This window comes from Formivibrio citricus (assembly GCF_900115065.1).
Lineage (GTDB): Bacteria > Pseudomonadota > Gammaproteobacteria > Burkholderiales > Chitinibacteraceae > Formivibrio > Formivibrio citricus.
In genome coordinates, this window is record NZ_FOVE01000020.1 from 24,887 (window position 1) to 39,260 (window position 14,374).

Genomic DNA, 14,374 nt, shown 5'->3' on the forward strand with positions numbered 1-14,374 from the left:
AATGCGTGTTATATTGAAATCTGTTTGCAACAGGAGGCGGCTCATGGTCAGGCGTGTGGTTTTCAACCAGAAAGGCGGGGTCGGCAAATCGACCATCACGGTGAATCTGGCGGCTGTGGCTGCCAGTCAGGGCAAGCGGGCCTTGGTCGTCGATCTCGATCCGCAAGGCAATTCCAGTCATTACCTTCTGGGCGAACGCCTGGATGGCGCGACGCCTACGCTGGCGGATTTCTTTGATCAGGTGCTGAATTTCAGTCTCTACGCCAAACCGGTTTCGGCTTTTGTTCATGCCACGCCGTTCCCGAATCTTCATATCATGCCGTCGCACCCTGCGATTGCCGAGCAGCAGGTCAAACTCGAGTCGCGCTACAAGATCTACAAGCTCAAGGAAAGCCTGGAAGAGCTCGCCAGCGAGTTCGACGAGATCTACATCGACACGCCACCGGCGCTCAACTTCTTCACGCTCTCCTCACTGATTGCCGCGACCGGCTGCCTGATTCCGTTCGATTGCGATACTTTCTCCCGCGATGCCTTGCTGGGCTTGCTGGCGCGCGTGGAGGAGATCAAGTCCGATCACAACCGCGATCTGCATGTCGAAGGCATTGTCGTCAACCAGTACCAGCCGCGCGCGAGCCTGCCTCAGCGTCTGGTCGCGGAGCTGGAAGACCAGGGGTTGCCGGTGCTGAAAAGCCGTCTGTCGAGCTCGGTCAAGGTGCGCGAATCGCATGAACGCGCGACCCCGCTTGTCAATCTGGATGCACGGCACAAGATCGCCCAGGAGTTTTCCGCGCTGTATTCGGAGTTGACCAAGAGCTGATGAGGTAAAGATCATGGAGACCCAGCGCGAGCAGACCGTTTCCCTTCCCCGTGTACTGGTCGTAGACGATGAGCCGTTCAATCTGGAAATCCTGACCGAGCATCTGACCGATGCGGGCTACCAGGTGGTGGCGGCTCGTGACGGCGAAGAAGCCTGGGAGACACTGCAACACGATGGGGCGAGCTTCGATGCGGTGCTGCTGGACCGCATGATGCCGCGCATGGATGGCATGGAGGTGCTGGCGCGCATCCGCCAGCATCCGGAGTTCATAAACCTGCCGGTCATCATGCAGACGGCCATCGGCGCAGCGGAAAACGTGCGCGAGGGGCTGGCTGCCGGCGCGTATTACTACCTTGTCAAACCTTACCAGCGCGACATGCTGGTGGCCATCGTCGGCGCCGCGGTCGGATTCCGGCGCGAAAAACTCCGTCTTGAAAGCCTGGTGACCGAGCAGGCGCATGCCTGCCGGATGCTGATCAACGGCGATTTCCGTTTCCGCACACTCGAAGAGGCTCGCCGCCTGACGCTGTTGTTGTCGCAGGCATCGCCCAATCCCAAGCGGGTGGCGCTGGGCTTGTCCGAATTGCTGGTCAACGCGGTCGAGCACGGTAATCTGGAAATCGATTATTCGGAAAAAAGCCGCCTGTTGCGGCAAGGGCGCTGGCAGGAAGAGGTCGAGCGCCGGCTCGCAGAAGACTGCTACAGTGACCGTTTCGTCGAGGTGGCTTTCCGTCGGGAAGATGGCGGCGTCACGATCACCATCATCGATCAGGGTGAGGGATTCGACTGGCGCCCCTTTCTGGATTTCTCGCCCGAACGGGCTTTCGATGCACATGGCCGGGGCATCTCGGTGGCGCGCATGCTGTCGTTCGACAGCATGGAATACCACGGATCGGGCAATGAGGTCGTGGTCAGGGTCAATAATGCAACAGACCTGACGTGACAAAGGGGCCGAAAGGCCCCTTTGTCATGGTAGTGCCGTTCAACTTAAGAATTTTCATGTGCCTTCGGCGTTAGGGCCGGTTCCGCTCGGCAGACGGGGAAGGGGTTTGTCTCGCCCAATCTCCTTCACCCCCAAGCGAGTCCACTCCAGCGCCTCTGCGGGGTTCCCTGAAATGCTCGCAAGACGCGGCGGCTGCGCAACTCGGCCTGAGGCCTCAAACAGTGCTCGCCGAATTCCCGCACCTTGCTGTGCTTCTCGGCAACTTCCAGGGCGGGGCGTGCTGCATGCCGCGCTGTTCAAGAAAAATGCCGCTCACTTGGCTCAAGTGAACGGCATTACCTTTGTCATGGAACTGGTTCATGAAAAGGCCAGTTACAGCTTGAATTCCCCCGCCAGCTTCTTCGGCACGGCCACATTCTTCAGCCGCACATAATCCGGCAAACCATTCTTGAACGGCGGGTAGTCTTCTCCTTCGATCAGCGGCGAGAGATAGCGGCGGCAGGCTTCGGTGATGTGGAAGCCGTCCTCCGTGATGAAATCGCGCGGCATGAATTTCTCCACGTTGGCTACTTCGGAAAGCGGCGCTTCGGCAATGTCCCAGCGGTAGGGGGTATCAGCCAGACGGCGAATTGCCGGCATGATGGCGTTCTTGCCCGCGAGCGCGATTTCCACGGCGGACTTGCCCAGCGCATACGCCTGTTCGACATCGGTTTTGCTGGCAATGTGGCGCGCGGCACGCTGCAGGTAGTCGGCCACGGCCCAGTGGTACTTGTAGCCGAGCTTGTCCTTGACGAGCTGGGCGATGGTCGGAGCCACGCCGCCGAGTTGCGCATGGCCGAACGCGTCCCGCAGGCCGGTTTCGGAGAGGAAGTTGCCTTCCTTGTCCTTGATGCCTTCCGATACGCCGATCACGCAGTGGTCGTATTTCTCGACCGTCGCCTTGACCTTGGCGAGGAATTTTTCTTCATCGAACTCGATTTCCGGAAACAGCAGGATGTGCGGCCCTTCGCCTTCCTGTTCTGCTGCCAATCCGCATGCCGCGGTGATCCATCCGGCATGCCGGCCCATGACTTCCAGGATGAACACCTTGGTCGAGGTGCGCGACATCGAGGCCACATCGAACCCGGCTTCGCGGATCGAGGTGGCGACATATTTGGCGACCGAGCCGAAGCCGGGGCAGCAGTCGGTGATCGGCAGGTCGTTGTCCACGGTCTTCGGGATATGAATGGCCTGGATCGGGTAGCCGAGCGCTGCGGAAATCTGCGATACCTTCAGGCAAGTGTCGGCGGAATCGCCGCCGCCGTTGTAGAAGAAGTAGCCGATGTCGTGCGCCTTGAAGACTTCGATCAGGCGCTCGTACTGGCCGCGATGGGTTTCCAGTGACTTGAGCTTGTAGCGGCAGGAGCCGAACGCGCCGGAAGGGGTGTGGCGCAGGCGGGCGATGTCCTCGGCGGATTCCTGGCTGGTATCGATCAGCTCTTCAAGCAACGCGCCGATGATGCCGTTGCGCCCGGCGAAGACCTTGCCGATCTTGTCCGGATGCTGGCGCGCGGTTTCGATCAAGCCGCAGGCGCTGGCGTTGATGACGGCGGTGACGCCGCCGGATTGGGCGTAGAAAGCGTTTTTCGGGCTCATGGATTTTTTCTCGCAGGGGACGGATCGCATTCATTCTAGCAAATCGACGGACTCTCTCGAACGCCCTTTGCTTTTGCTTTCGTCAGGTGCAAGAATCCCGGATGTTTGCACTTGCCTGAGGGGGCGGACGGGTGCTGTTGCGCTACCTGATCCTGATTGCCAGTTTTGTAGCCGGCGTATGCCTGCTGCAACGCCAGCCGGCCTTGCCGCCGAGCTGGCCGTTTCTGCTGGCGGCGGCAGCGGGGGCTGCATTGTCCTGGAAGATCATTCGCTGGCGCACTCCATTGTTTGCGGTGGTGCTGTTCTGTGCCGGATTCGGCTATGCCGACTGGTGCGCGCAACGGCGTCTGGCCGGGTGGCTGCCGCTGGAACTGGAAAGCCGCCCCGTCGTTGTCGAGGGCTACGTTTCCGATCTGCCGCAGGCCACGCGCCATGGCACGCGCTTCCTGTTCTCTCCAACGAAAGCGGAGATGCCGTTGCCGGCTAAAATCCAGGTGAACTGGTACGGGCCGAAAGATCGTGTCCAGGCGGGCGAGCGCTGGCGGCTAACGCTGAGGCTCAAACGCCCGCACGGGCAGATCAACCCCGGTGGTTTCGATCTGGAAAGCTGGTTCCTGCAGCAGGGAATCGGCGCGACGGCTTCGGTGCGCACCGGCGACAAGCTCGAAGGGCTGGCTGCCGCTGCGTGGCTGGCGCGCATCCGCTCGGCCTTGCGTGACCGGGTCAATGCAGCCTTGCCGGATGCGCCCTATGCCGGGGTGATCGTGGCGCTGACCGTGGGCGACCAAGGCAATATTCCGCAGGAGCAATGGCGGCGCTATGCCACGACGGGCGTTACGCACCTCATTTCCATTTCCGGCCTGCATATCACCATGCTGGCGGGGCTGATGGCCTGGTTGATGAATTTCTGCTGGCGGCGGATCCCGTTTCTGGCTGCCCGGTTTGGTGCCCCGCGCGCCGCGTTGCTGGCCGGCGTGGCAACGGCGCTGGTCTACAGCGCTTTGGCTGGCATGGCGGTGCCCACGCAGCGTACCCTGCTGATGCTGGGAACGGCTGCGTTCTGTCTGTGGCGCGCCCGCCCGGCAGCGACCGGCGCCATCTGGGCCTGTGCGCTGGCTGTGGTGGTGCTGTTCGATCCGTTCGCCGTGCTGTCGGTCGGCTTCTGGCTGTCGTTCCTGACCGTGGGCGTGCTGCTCTGGGTCGGGGGCCATCGCTTGGGCGAAGGGGTGAAGTGGCATGGCTGGATCAGTGCCCAGTGGGCGGCGACGCTGGGTTCAGCGCCGATCCTGCTGGTGGTGTTCGGCCAGTTGCCGCTGGTTTCGCCGCTGGCCAACGGGTTTGCCATTCCGCTGGTCAGTATCGGCGTTACGCCGCTGGCGCTCGCCGGGTTGTTCGATCCGACGGGGATTCTGTTGTATCTGGCCGAGCGCCTGTATGCGGCGACGGACTGGTTGCTGATCCAGTGCGCGGCCGTTCCGCACAGCCTGTGGACTGTCACGCCCCCGCCGTTATGGGCGCTGGCACCCGCTGCGCTGGGTGTGATCTTGCTGCTCGCTCCGCGCGGCGTGCCGGGACGGATGCTGGGCGGGGTGTTCCTGCTGCCGCTTTTCGTGCTGCGCCCCGAGCCTTTGCCCGAAGGGACCTATCGGGCCACGGTGCTGGATGTCGGGCAGGGCTTGTCGGTGCTGGTCGAAACCCGCAACTCGGCGCTGATGTTCGATACCGGCTTGGCGCCCAACGGTGAGCGGGTGGGAATGCCTGCCTTGCGCGCGGCCGGGCGCGGGAGGCTCGACGAGCTGGTGCTCTCGCACAACGACAACGACCATGTCGGTTCGGCCGAGGCGGTGCTGATGCAGTTTCCGGTCGGGCGGGTGGTGCATAGCCTGCCCGATGACCTGCCGTGGCTGGAAGCGGTCAGGGAACAGCGTCGCTGCCGGGCAGGCGAGGGCTGGGAGCGCGACGGCGTGCGTTTCAGCCTGCTCTGGCCGCCGGAAGGCTTCATGCGCAAGGACAAGAACAGCATGAGCTGCGTGCTGCTGGTCGACAACGGCCGGCATCGCCTGCTGATTCCTGCGGATTTGGGCGGTCGGCCCGAGGCGCGACTGGTGGCCAATGGTCTGCCGCAATCCGATATCGTGGTTGCCGCGCATCACGGCGGTAAGGGCTCGTCGTCGCTGGCGTTCGTGGAGGCGGCCCGGCCGCGTTATGCAGTGTTCTCGGCAGGCTATCGCAACCGTTTTGGCCACCCGCGCCCGGAAATTCTCGAACGTTATGCAGCAGCGGGTGCCATTACTCTGCGCACCGACGAGAGCGGCGCGCTGGTGTTCGACGTGGGCGACGAGATCGGCGTGAAACGCTGGCGCGAGGCCAGACGGCGCTACTGGTATGCTGTCCCGTGAAAAGAACCGTTGCCTGAAAACGCTGCAAGCTTGCTCCCGCAAGGCTAGACTTGCAGTGGTTGCAATCGACGACTTATTTTTTCGTGGGAAAAAACGCTTTCTTCTCTGCGCTGAACCTCAAGACCAAGGTGATCGGCCTGATGCTGCTGCTTCTGGCGGGCGGTTTCTGGTTGCTGGCCTATGTCAATGCCAAGCTCATCGAGCGCGATATGGTCGAACTGCTTTCCGCCCAGCAGTATTCGACCGCTTCCTATATTGCAAAGAGTGTCGACGAGGCGATCAAGTTCAGAATCGAGGCGCTCAAGGCCAATGCGGCCATCATCACTGCAGAGCACCTTGCCCACCCGGAAAAACTGGGTATTCATCTCTCGACCCGTCAGACGCTGGGGGCCTTGTTCAAGGGCGGGGTGACGCTGGTTTCGCGCGACGGCATCGGCATTGCGGACTATCCGCCTGTTTCCGGTCGGCAGGGCGGAAATTTCGTACAAACATCGTTTTTCAAGGACGTGCTGGAATCCGGAAATGTGGTTATCGGCAAGCCGGTGATCAGCGATTTTTCGGGATTGCCCGGTGTTTCTTTTGCTGCTCCGGTCAAGGATAAAACCGGCGCTGTCATTGCGGTTCTGGTCGGGTTCGCAACTTTTTCTGACCCCTCCCTGTTCGGCCATGTGGAAAGTGCCCGCTTCGGCAAAAGCGGTTATGTCGTTATTGATGATCCCAAGCACGGGTTGATCGTTACGGCCAGCGATCCGTCCCGCATTTTGACCCCGATGGCGGCTCCCGGAGTCAACAGGATGCTGGACAGGTTCGTCGGGGGGTACGAAGGGGCGGGAGTCGCGGTCAACTCGCGAGGGGTAGAGGTTCTGACTTCGGCCAAACGCATTCCTTCGACGGGCTGGATCGTGCAGCTGATCCTGCCCGTTCAGGAAGCCTTCGCCCCGATACGGGAACTGCAGCGCCGGAGTTACCAGATTGCCGGTGCACTATCGTTACTGGCGGTTTTTCTGGCCTGGTGGCTGTTGCGCAATGCTCTTCGCCCTCTGAAAAAAGCGACGGTCGCTATTCAGGATATGGTGACCGGCAAGGCAGCACTGCACGATTTGCCGGTCCGGCGCGATGACGAGATCGGCAGTTTGCTGGCGAGTTTCAACCGGCTGGTTTCGGAACGCAAGCGGATCGAGGACGACCTACGCCAGAGCAAGGAAATTTTCCAGGCTATCGGACTCTCGATCACGGAAAGCATTTTCCTGCTCGATATCAATGGCATGGTCATGGCTGCGAATCCCACCGCAGCACAGCGTTTGGGCAAGTCCCCAAGTGATTTGATCGGGCGCAATTTCTTCAGCTTGTTTCCCCTTGAAGTCGGTCAGGTTCGGCGGGCTGCAGTCACTGAGGTCTATGCCACAATGGCTGCCAAGACGGTCGAGGATGTGCGAGGTGGCAGAAACTATTCCACCACTTACTATCCGGTGGTCGATGAAGACGGGGAATGTTCGGCCGTGGTCGTCGTGGCAACCGATATCACCGAGCGCAAGAAAATCGAAAAGGAGCTTGAGCGGCTGGCTCGCACCGACTCGCTGACCGGTCTTGCCAATCGCCGGCATTTCCTGGAACTCGCGGAACTCGAACTGTCACGAATGGCCCGCTATGGAGGCTGCCTTTCCGTGCTGATGATGGATATCGATCATTTCAAGCACATCAACGATAACCATGGGCACAAGGCCGGTGACATGGTTCTGCAGAAAATGGGACAGTCATGCCGGGAAGCCTTGCGGGACATCGATCTCGTCGGCCGGATGGGAGGTGAAGAGTTCGCCATCCTGCTGCCGCAAACCGATGGAGCGCAGGCGCAGGAGGTCGCAGAGCGTTTGCGGCGGACGATCTCGGCGGCGAGGATAGCCCTCAACAGCGGTGAAGTTTTGTGCGTGACCGTATCGCTTGGCGTTGCCACGCTGACCGCGGGTGCCGTGAGTATGGATACTTTGCTGAATCAGGCCGACAAGGCGCTCTATCAAGCCAAGCATGAAGGCCGCAACAGGGTATGTGTTTTTCATCCGGAAGTGCCGGGCGATGCTTCGCTTGGTGCGTAATCCCCGTTTTTTCTCGCTTCCGATGTTTCTGGAAAATCCAACATGAAATTCTCTCAGCGTTTACTGGCTCTTTGTTTTGTTTTTGTGGCCGCGATCTCCGTTTCGGCTCCGGTGAAAGTCACCGAAGTCGAAGGCGTTGCCGAATACCGGCTCGACAACGGCCTCAAGGTCTTGCTGGTGCCCGATCCGGGGCGACCGACCATCACGCTGAACGTCACCTATTTCGTTGGTTCCCGGCATGAAAACTATGGCGAGACCGGCATGGCGCATCTGCTGGAACATCTGCTGTTCAAGGGAACGCCCAAACATCCCAATATCCCGCAGGAGCTGTCGCGGCGCGGGATGAGCCCCAACGGGGCAACCGGTAACGATTACACCTCCTATTACGAAACCTTTGCCGCCAGCGATGAATACCTCGACTGGGCGCTGGGCATGGAAGCCGACCGCATGGTCAATTCTTTCGTCGCGGAAAAAGACCTGCGTTCGGAGATGACCGTGGTGCGCAACGAGATGGAGCGCGGCGAAAACAGCGCGGCCAACGTGCTGCGCGAGAAAGTGCTGGCTTCGGCCTACCAGTGGCACAACTACGGCCGCAGCGTGATCGGTGCACGCTCCGACGTGGAAAACGTGCGCATCGCCAATCTGCAGGCGTTTTACCGCCTCTATTACCAGCCGGACAACGCAATGCTGGTGCTGGCCGGCAAGTTCGAGCCCAAGCGCGCACTGGAGCTGGTCGAGCGCCATTTCGGAGCCATTGCAAAACCGGCGCGCATCCTGCCTCCGCTCTACACCGTCGAGCCGCCGCAGGAAGGCGCGCGCACGGTTCGTCTGGAGCGCCTGGGGGAAAACCGCATTCTGGACGTGGTCTACCATCTGCCATCAGGCAGCCATTCCGACTTTGTCGCGCTTGAGCTGTTCACGCTGGTGATGGCCGATACACCTTCCGGACGCCTGCACAAGTCGCTGGTGCAAACAGGCAAGGCGACAGCCGTGGGGGCCTGGAATGCCGATTTGTTCGATCCCGGTTATGCGTTTTACAGCGTGCACATGCGCAAGAACGACTCGCCACAGGAAGTCCGGCGGGTGTTGATCGATACGCTGGAAGGCGTGGCCCGCCAGCCGGTGACGAAAGAAGAGGTCGAAACCGCGCGGCGAGCCGTGCAGAGCGCGATCGAGAAAACACTCAACGATCCCGCAAGCCTGGCCCGGGCGCTGACCAATGCCGCAGTCCTGGGTGACTGGCGCCTGTTCTTCTGGCAGCGTGACCAATTGGCCAGGATCGATGCTGACGAGGTCAATCGCGTGGCATCGCGCTATTTTCGTGCAGCCAACCGTACGCTCGGCGAATTCGCCCCGGTGAGTGAACCGACCCGCGTCGAGATACCCGCAACCCCCGATCTGGCTCGGCAACTCAAGGGCTATGCCGGCAAGCCGGGCGTGGCGGCCGGAGAAGCGTTCGATCCTTCTCCGCTCAGTATCGAAGCACGCACGCAGAAAGCGACGTTGGCCAACGGAATGCAACTGGCGCTGCTGCCCAAAAAGACCCGAGGCCAGACGGTTCGCGCCGTGCTGACTCTGGAGTTCGGCAATGCTCAAAACCTGTTTGGCCAGAGTCAAACCGCTGCCCTGACCGGCGCGATGCTGATGCGGGGAACCCGGCAGCACGACCGTGAAGCACTGGCGCGCGAGCTCGACCGGCTGCGCAGCCAGCTTCAGGTGAGTGCGGACGGCCCGCTCGTCACGGTTACGGTTGAATCGGTGCGGGAGAGTCTGCCGGCTACCTTGCGGTTGGTTCGCGAGATCCTGCGCGAGCCGGCGTTCCCTGGCAATGAGTTCGAACAACTACTGAAGCAGACGCGAGCCGGAATCGAGGCCGCGCGCATCGAGCCCGCAGGCAAGGCCGGCGAGGCGCTGGCGCAGCATTTCAACCGCTATCCGAAGGGCGATATCCGTTACCACGCAAGCTTTGAGGAACAATTGCAGGCGCTGGATGCAATCAGGCTTGAAAACCTGCGCCGCTTCCATGCCGGTTTCTACGGTGCCGATCATGCCCGGTTTGCTGCCGTGGGCGATTTCGATGCGCCGGCCGTCCGTCAACTGATGGCGGAGTTGTTCGGCGACTGGAAATCTCCCGTAGCCTGGCAACGCTTGACGCTGCCGTTCAAGCGCGTTGCGCCGGTCGTGCGGCAACTGGAAACCCCGGACAAGCAGAATGCCGTGTTCCACGCGGCTTTGCGCATTCCCGTCGGTGAAGCGCATCCCGATTATCCTGCGCTGCTCGTGGCCAGCCATATCTTCGGCGGCGGCTTTATCAGCTCGCGCCTGGCCAATCGCCTGCGGCAGCAGGAGGGCCTTTCCTACAGTGTGGGCGCCGATCTTAATGCCAGTCGCGAAGAAAACAGCGGTGTACTGGCTGCCTATGCCATCTATGCGCCGCAGTTCCGAGCCAGGGTGGAGCAGGCTTTCCGCGAAGAGCTGGCGCGCGTGTTGCGCGACGGTTTTACTGCGCAAGAAGTGAAGGATGCCCAGAATGCCCTGCGGCAAAGCGGTGAAATGGCACGTTCGCGCGATGCGAACCTGGCCCGGATGCTCGCTTCCGATCTGTACTACGGACAGGATCAATCGCGCATTGCCGCGCTGGAAGAAAAACTGGCCCGGCTAGCTCCGGGCGAAATCCATGCTGCGCTGAAACGGCACATTTCGCAGGATGCATTCTCGCTGTTTTTTGCCGGGGATTTTGCTGCGAAGAAGGCTGCAGGCAAGACGAAGTAACCGTTGCGCTTGTCGATTGGACAGGAGAAAAGGTTGTCAAGAGGGTATGGATATTGGTAAAACTTGCAAATCCCGTTCTATTGACGGGGTTTTTGCACAAAGAGAGGGGAGCAAGATGAAAAGAACCAAAAGCCTTTGCCTGACCGCCATGCTGGTGCTGGCGTTGCCCATGGCCGTTCATGCGAAGACCGCAGCGGACTGCAAGCGGGATTACGATTCCAATGTCGCTGCAACCAAAAACGAGGGCGCAGCCAAGCAGGCGCAAATCAAAAGCCGCGCCGATGCCTTGCAAACCCGAATCAATGCCAATGAAGCCGAAATCCAGCGTATCAGCAATGGGCAGGTAAGCGGGGTGGTTGTCCAACTAGCGGCCCGCAAAGCGCATCTGCAACGAGAGAACAACGAGTTGCGCGCACAACGGCAGCAATTGGCGCACGAGCATGCCGAAGCCGGCCGCCAGATGAACCAGCGTCTGCCGCAAGCGCAGGCCGCCTACAACAGCTGCATGGAGCAAGTCCGGGCGGAAAACGAGCGGCGCGAGAAGGAAGCCAAGGCCAAGGCCGAGAAGGAGCGCCAGGAACGCGAAGCCAAGGCCAAGGCCGAGAAGGAACGCCAGGAGCGCGAAGCCAAGGCCAAGGCTGAGAAGGAGCGCCAGGAACGCGAGGCCAAGGCGAAGGCCGAGAAGGAGCGTCTGGAGCGCGAAGCCAAGGCGAAGGCTGAGAAGGAACGCCTGGAACGCGAAGCCAAGGCGAAGGCCGAGAAGGAACGCCAGGAACGCGAGGCCAAGGCCCGGGCCGAGCGTGAAGCCAAGGCCAAAGCCGAAAAGGAACGCCACGAGCGCGAAGCCAAGGCGCGAGCCGAGAAGGAGCGTCAGGAGCGTGAGGCGAAGGCCAGGGCAGAGCGCGAAGCCAAGGCCCGCGCCGAGAAGGAACGTCACGAGCGTGAAGCCAAAGCCAAGGCAGAGCGCGAAGCCAAGGCCCGTGCCGAGAAGGAACGCCAGGAACGCGAAGCCAAGGCACGGGCAGAGAAGGAGCGTCAGGAAAAAGCGCGCCAGGAAATAGCCGCCAAGGAAAAGGCCGAGAAGGAGCGCAAGGAAAAGGCGCGCCAGGAAATCGCCGCCAAGGAAAAGGCCGAGAAAGAGCGCAAGGAAAAGGCCCGGCAGGAAATTGCGGCCAAGGAAAAGGCTGAGCGGGAACGCAAGGAAAAAGCGCGTCAGGAAATCGCCGCCAAGGAAAAGGCCGAAAGGGAGCGCCAGCAAAAAGCCAAGAGCGGGACAAAGACAACCGATCCGCGCAGCCAGATGTGATGCTGGGGGAGGGCAAGGTTCGTTACGAACCTTGCTTCCCGGCAATAATCGCGCAATGCAAAAAGCCGGCGACATACGGTGCGCCGGCTTTTTCTTGTTTTGTTCGAGCGCTGATATAATGTCTTGTATCAATACGTCGTGTTTTCGGGGTGCGCCATGTCCTCAATCAGCTCTGTAAAATCGTTCTCGGTCGATATGTCGAAAACCCTGCAGCAGGCCACCCAGCAGGTGATGAATGACGTGCAGCGCAAGGCCGAGCGGCTGACGAGCACGAAAGAGAACATCGCGATGGCCGGACTGGAGCAGTTGCAGAAGAAAAATCAGATTTCTGCCATGCAAAGCGAGCAGCAAAACCGGATCGACGTATACGTTTGATACGGTGCATGGCTTCTTGAAAGCCGGTATGAAAAAAAGGGGAGCCAACGCTCCCCTTTGTCATTTCACCACGCGCAGATGGCTGCGTCCGCCGCCGGGTTTGGGCGGTTCGGGTTCCGGTTGCGGGGTGATGCCGATCGGTGATTCCTCGCTGATCTCGTGGGTGTCCATCTCGGGGCTGATCTCATATTCGAAGCCCATTCCTTCGCCATTTTCCTTGGCGAAGATCGAAACCACAGCGCCGACCGGAATCGCGATTTCGCGCGAAACCCCGTTGAAGCGGGCCGAGAAGGTGACGAAGTCGTTGCCTAGCGTGAGGTTGCGGGTGGCGTTGTAACCGATGTTGAGCACGATTTCGCCGTTCTTCACGTATTCCATCGGCACCTGCATCTTGCTGCGCACGGCCACGACCAGATAGGGCGTGTAGCCTTGGTCCGAGCACCATTCATGGATGGCTCGGATCAGATAGGGCTTGGTGGAAACAATTTGCTGCATGGGAACCTCGTGAGGTTGGTTGGGGTAAAGGGTTTGTGCGGCCCTTCACCCCTTACCATAGATCACTTGCGCATGGCTTTCTCGTTCGGCGTCAGCGAATCGATGAAGGCCTGGCGGCTGAACAGGCGCTCGGCGTACTTCAGGATCGGCGCCATGGCCTTGGTCGATTCGATGCCGTAGTGCTCGAAGCGCCACAGCAGCGGGGCGATGGCCACGTCGAGCATCGAGAATTCCTCGCCCAGCATGTATTTCTGCTTGGCGAAAATCGGGGCAATCTGGGTCAGGCTGTCGCGGATGGTGGCGCGGGCTTTTTCCAGATCCTTCTTGCTGGAACTCGCGTCTTCCAGTGTCTTGACGTGGATGAACAGTTCGCGCTCGAAATTGAACAGCATCAGGCGGGTGCGTGCGCGCATGACCGGATCGGCGGGCATCAGTTGCGGATGCGGGAAACGCTCGTCGATGTATTCGTTGATGATGTTGGATTCGTACAGGGTGAGATCGCGCTCGACGAGAACCGGCACTTCGTTGTACGGGTTCATGACAGCGAGGTCTTCCGGTTTGCTGTGCATGTCGACGTCAAGAATTTCGAAATCCATGCCCTTTTCGAACAGAACGATGCGGCAGCGATGGCTGAACGGGCAGGAGGTGCCGGAGTAAAGCTTCATCATGACAGGTGATCTCCCGGTAAGTGCGTTGAAACAAAGCGCGCATTCTACCCGTTTCGGGGTTTTAAATCCACAAAAAGTGACTTAACACTTTGATTTAAAATATTAAATTAAGAGTTTGACCAGGCCAGGCCATGTTGCGCCAGCGCTTCCTGTAGGAAATGCATCGCGGCTTCGGTGGCCTCCGGTGTGCCGGTGACGCTGAACTCGATGTGCAGGCCGGGGTGGCGGTTATTGCCGAAGCTCGGCAGGCTGGAAAAGGCTACATCGGGCCAGCGTTGGGTCAGCGCCTCCATGGCGTCGATCAGGTCGCCTTCCTTGGCATTGGGGGAAATGATCGAGCGCGTCACGGGCGGCTCCTCGGCCGGGTAATAGGTGTCGAGCAGCCAGTCGGCCATCGGCCAGGCCATTTCCGGGAAGCCGGGCAACAGATAGTGCTCGCGGATGCTGCAACCGGCGATCTGGTTGACCGGGTTGGGAACGAGTTCCGCGCCTTGCGGAAACTCGGCCATCCTGGCGCGGTGCGGATAGGCGGCGTCGCCGAATTTCGTCTCGATGATGCGCAGCGCCTCGGGTTGCGGTACCAGCGGCAGTTCCAGTGCCTCGGCGAGCGCCTGGCGGGTGTGATCGTCCGGCGTACCGCCGATGCCGCCGCAGGAGATGACCTTTTGTCGGGCCGCGAGCGTCAGGCGGAAGGCTTCGACCAGCGTCGGGCGATGGTCGGGCAGGTAGCGCGCTCCGGCCAGTTTGTGCCCGCGCGCCTTGAGTTTTTGCAGCATGACCGGGAAGTGCTGGTCCTGCCGCCGTCCGGAAAGAATCTCGTCGCCGATTATGAAGAGCTGGAATTCTGCCATTTTGCCGACCTTATTGTTGAGAA

11 protein-coding genes are annotated in these 14,374 nt (G+C 60.5%); 7 read left to right on the plus strand and 4 right to left on the minus strand.

Annotation, left to right across the window (positions count from 1 at the left end):
- Positions 1 to 43 precede the first annotated feature (43 nt).
- Both BMZ36_RS12145 and BMZ36_RS12150 read left to right on the plus strand, forming a co-directional pair.
- The gene (locus tag BMZ36_RS12145; protein ID WP_091196930.1) at positions 44 to 817 is read left to right on the plus strand and encodes a ParA family protein; all 774 of its coding nucleotides are present in this window, start codon (positions 44 to 46) and stop codon (positions 815 to 817) included.
- A gap of 13 nt (positions 818 to 830) precedes the next feature.
- Positions 831 to 1,760, plus strand: coding sequence for a response regulator (locus BMZ36_RS12150; RefSeq protein WP_091196934.1), 930 nt, complete (start codon positions 831 to 833; stop codon positions 1,758 to 1,760).
- 372 nt (positions 1,761 to 2,132) lie between these two features.
- Here BMZ36_RS12150 and BMZ36_RS12155 read toward each other — a convergent pair whose 3' ends face one another.
- Positions 2,133 to 3,395 (minus strand): 6-phosphofructokinase, encoded by a 1,263-nt coding sequence (locus tag BMZ36_RS12155; RefSeq protein WP_091196937.1) that lies wholly within the window; start codon positions 3,393 to 3,395, stop codon positions 2,133 to 2,135.
- A 131-nt stretch (positions 3,396 to 3,526) separates the two neighbouring features.
- On the opposite strand from BMZ36_RS12155, the gene BMZ36_RS12160 reads away from it, so the two are divergent.
- The 5 genes from BMZ36_RS12160 (at position 3,527) to BMZ36_RS12180 (ending at position 12,337) form a co-directional block, all read left to right on the plus strand.
- On the plus strand, positions 3,527 to 5,794 hold the full coding sequence (locus tag BMZ36_RS12160) for a DNA internalization-related competence protein ComEC/Rec2 (protein ID WP_091196941.1): 2,268 nt from the start codon (positions 3,527 to 3,529) through the stop codon (positions 5,792 to 5,794).
- A gap of 83 nt (positions 5,795 to 5,877) precedes the next feature.
- Positions 5,878 to 7,884 (plus strand): sensor domain-containing diguanylate cyclase, encoded by a 2,007-nt coding sequence (locus BMZ36_RS12165; RefSeq protein WP_143086052.1) that lies wholly within the window; start codon positions 5,878 to 5,880, stop codon positions 7,882 to 7,884.
- Positions 7,885 to 7,926: 42 nt separating this feature from the next.
- Entirely contained in the window at positions 7,927 to 10,656 is a 2,730-nt protein-coding gene (locus tag BMZ36_RS12170) for a M16 family metallopeptidase (protein WP_091196949.1), read from the plus strand.
- A 115-nt stretch (positions 10,657 to 10,771) separates the two neighbouring features.
- Positions 10,772 to 11,962: a coiled-coil domain-containing protein gene (locus BMZ36_RS14565; RefSeq protein WP_091196953.1), complete on the plus strand. Its 1,191-nt coding sequence runs from the start codon at positions 10,772 to 10,774 to the stop codon at positions 11,960 to 11,962.
- A 156-nt stretch (positions 11,963 to 12,118) separates the two neighbouring features.
- On the plus strand, positions 12,119 to 12,337 hold the full coding sequence (locus BMZ36_RS12180; protein WP_091196957.1) for a hypothetical protein: 219 nt from the start codon (positions 12,119 to 12,121) through the stop codon (positions 12,335 to 12,337).
- A 60-nt stretch (positions 12,338 to 12,397) separates the two neighbouring features.
- Here BMZ36_RS12180 and BMZ36_RS12185 read toward each other — a convergent pair whose 3' ends face one another.
- The 3 genes from BMZ36_RS12185 to BMZ36_RS12195 all read right to left on the minus strand — a co-directional run bounded on the left by BMZ36_RS12185 (position 12,398) and on the right by BMZ36_RS12195 (position 14,351).
- The gene (locus BMZ36_RS12185) at positions 12,398 to 12,832 is read right to left on the minus strand and encodes a ClpXP protease specificity-enhancing factor (protein ID WP_091196960.1); all 435 of its coding nucleotides are present in this window, start codon (positions 12,830 to 12,832) and stop codon (positions 12,398 to 12,400) included.
- 62 nt (positions 12,833 to 12,894) lie between these two features.
- Entirely contained in the window at positions 12,895 to 13,500 is a 606-nt protein-coding gene (locus BMZ36_RS12190) for a glutathione S-transferase N-terminal domain-containing protein (RefSeq protein ID WP_091196964.1), read from the minus strand.
- 107 nt (positions 13,501 to 13,607) lie between these two features.
- On the minus strand, positions 13,608 to 14,351 hold the full coding sequence (locus BMZ36_RS12195) for a competence/damage-inducible protein A (RefSeq protein ID WP_091197034.1): 744 nt from the start codon (positions 14,349 to 14,351) through the stop codon (positions 13,608 to 13,610).
- Positions 14,352 to 14,374: the final 23 nt, after the last annotated feature.

Bases quoted from the DNA above. Each gene is read 5' to 3' on its own strand.
- BMZ36_RS12185 (WP_091196960.1), bottom strand. From the start codon at position 12,832: ATGCAGCAAATTGTTTCCACCAAGCCCTATCTGATCCGAGCCATCCAT.
- BMZ36_RS12180 (WP_091196957.1), top strand. From the start codon at position 12,119: ATGTCCTCAATCAGCTCTGTAAAATCGTTCTCGGTCGATATGTCGAAA.
- BMZ36_RS12170 (WP_091196949.1), top strand. From the start codon at position 7,927: ATGAAATTCTCTCAGCGTTTACTGGCTCTTTGTTTTGTTTTTGTGGCC.
- BMZ36_RS14565 (WP_091196953.1), top strand. From the start codon at position 10,772: ATGAAAAGAACCAAAAGCCTTTGCCTGACCGCCATGCTGGTGCTGGCG.
- BMZ36_RS12190 (WP_091196964.1), bottom strand. From the start codon at position 13,500: ATGATGAAGCTTTACTCCGGCACCTCCTGCCCGTTCAGCCATCGCTGC.
- BMZ36_RS12145 (WP_091196930.1), top strand. From the start codon at position 44: ATGGTCAGGCGTGTGGTTTTCAACCAGAAAGGCGGGGTCGGCAAATCG.
- BMZ36_RS12195 (WP_091197034.1), bottom strand. From the start codon at position 14,351: ATGGCAGAATTCCAGCTCTTCATAATCGGCGACGAGATTCTTTCCGGA.
- BMZ36_RS12150 (WP_091196934.1), top strand. From the start codon at position 831: ATGGAGACCCAGCGCGAGCAGACCGTTTCCCTTCCCCGTGTACTGGTC.
- BMZ36_RS12155 (WP_091196937.1), bottom strand. From the start codon at position 3,395: ATGAGCCCGAAAAACGCTTTCTACGCCCAATCCGGCGGCGTCACCGCC.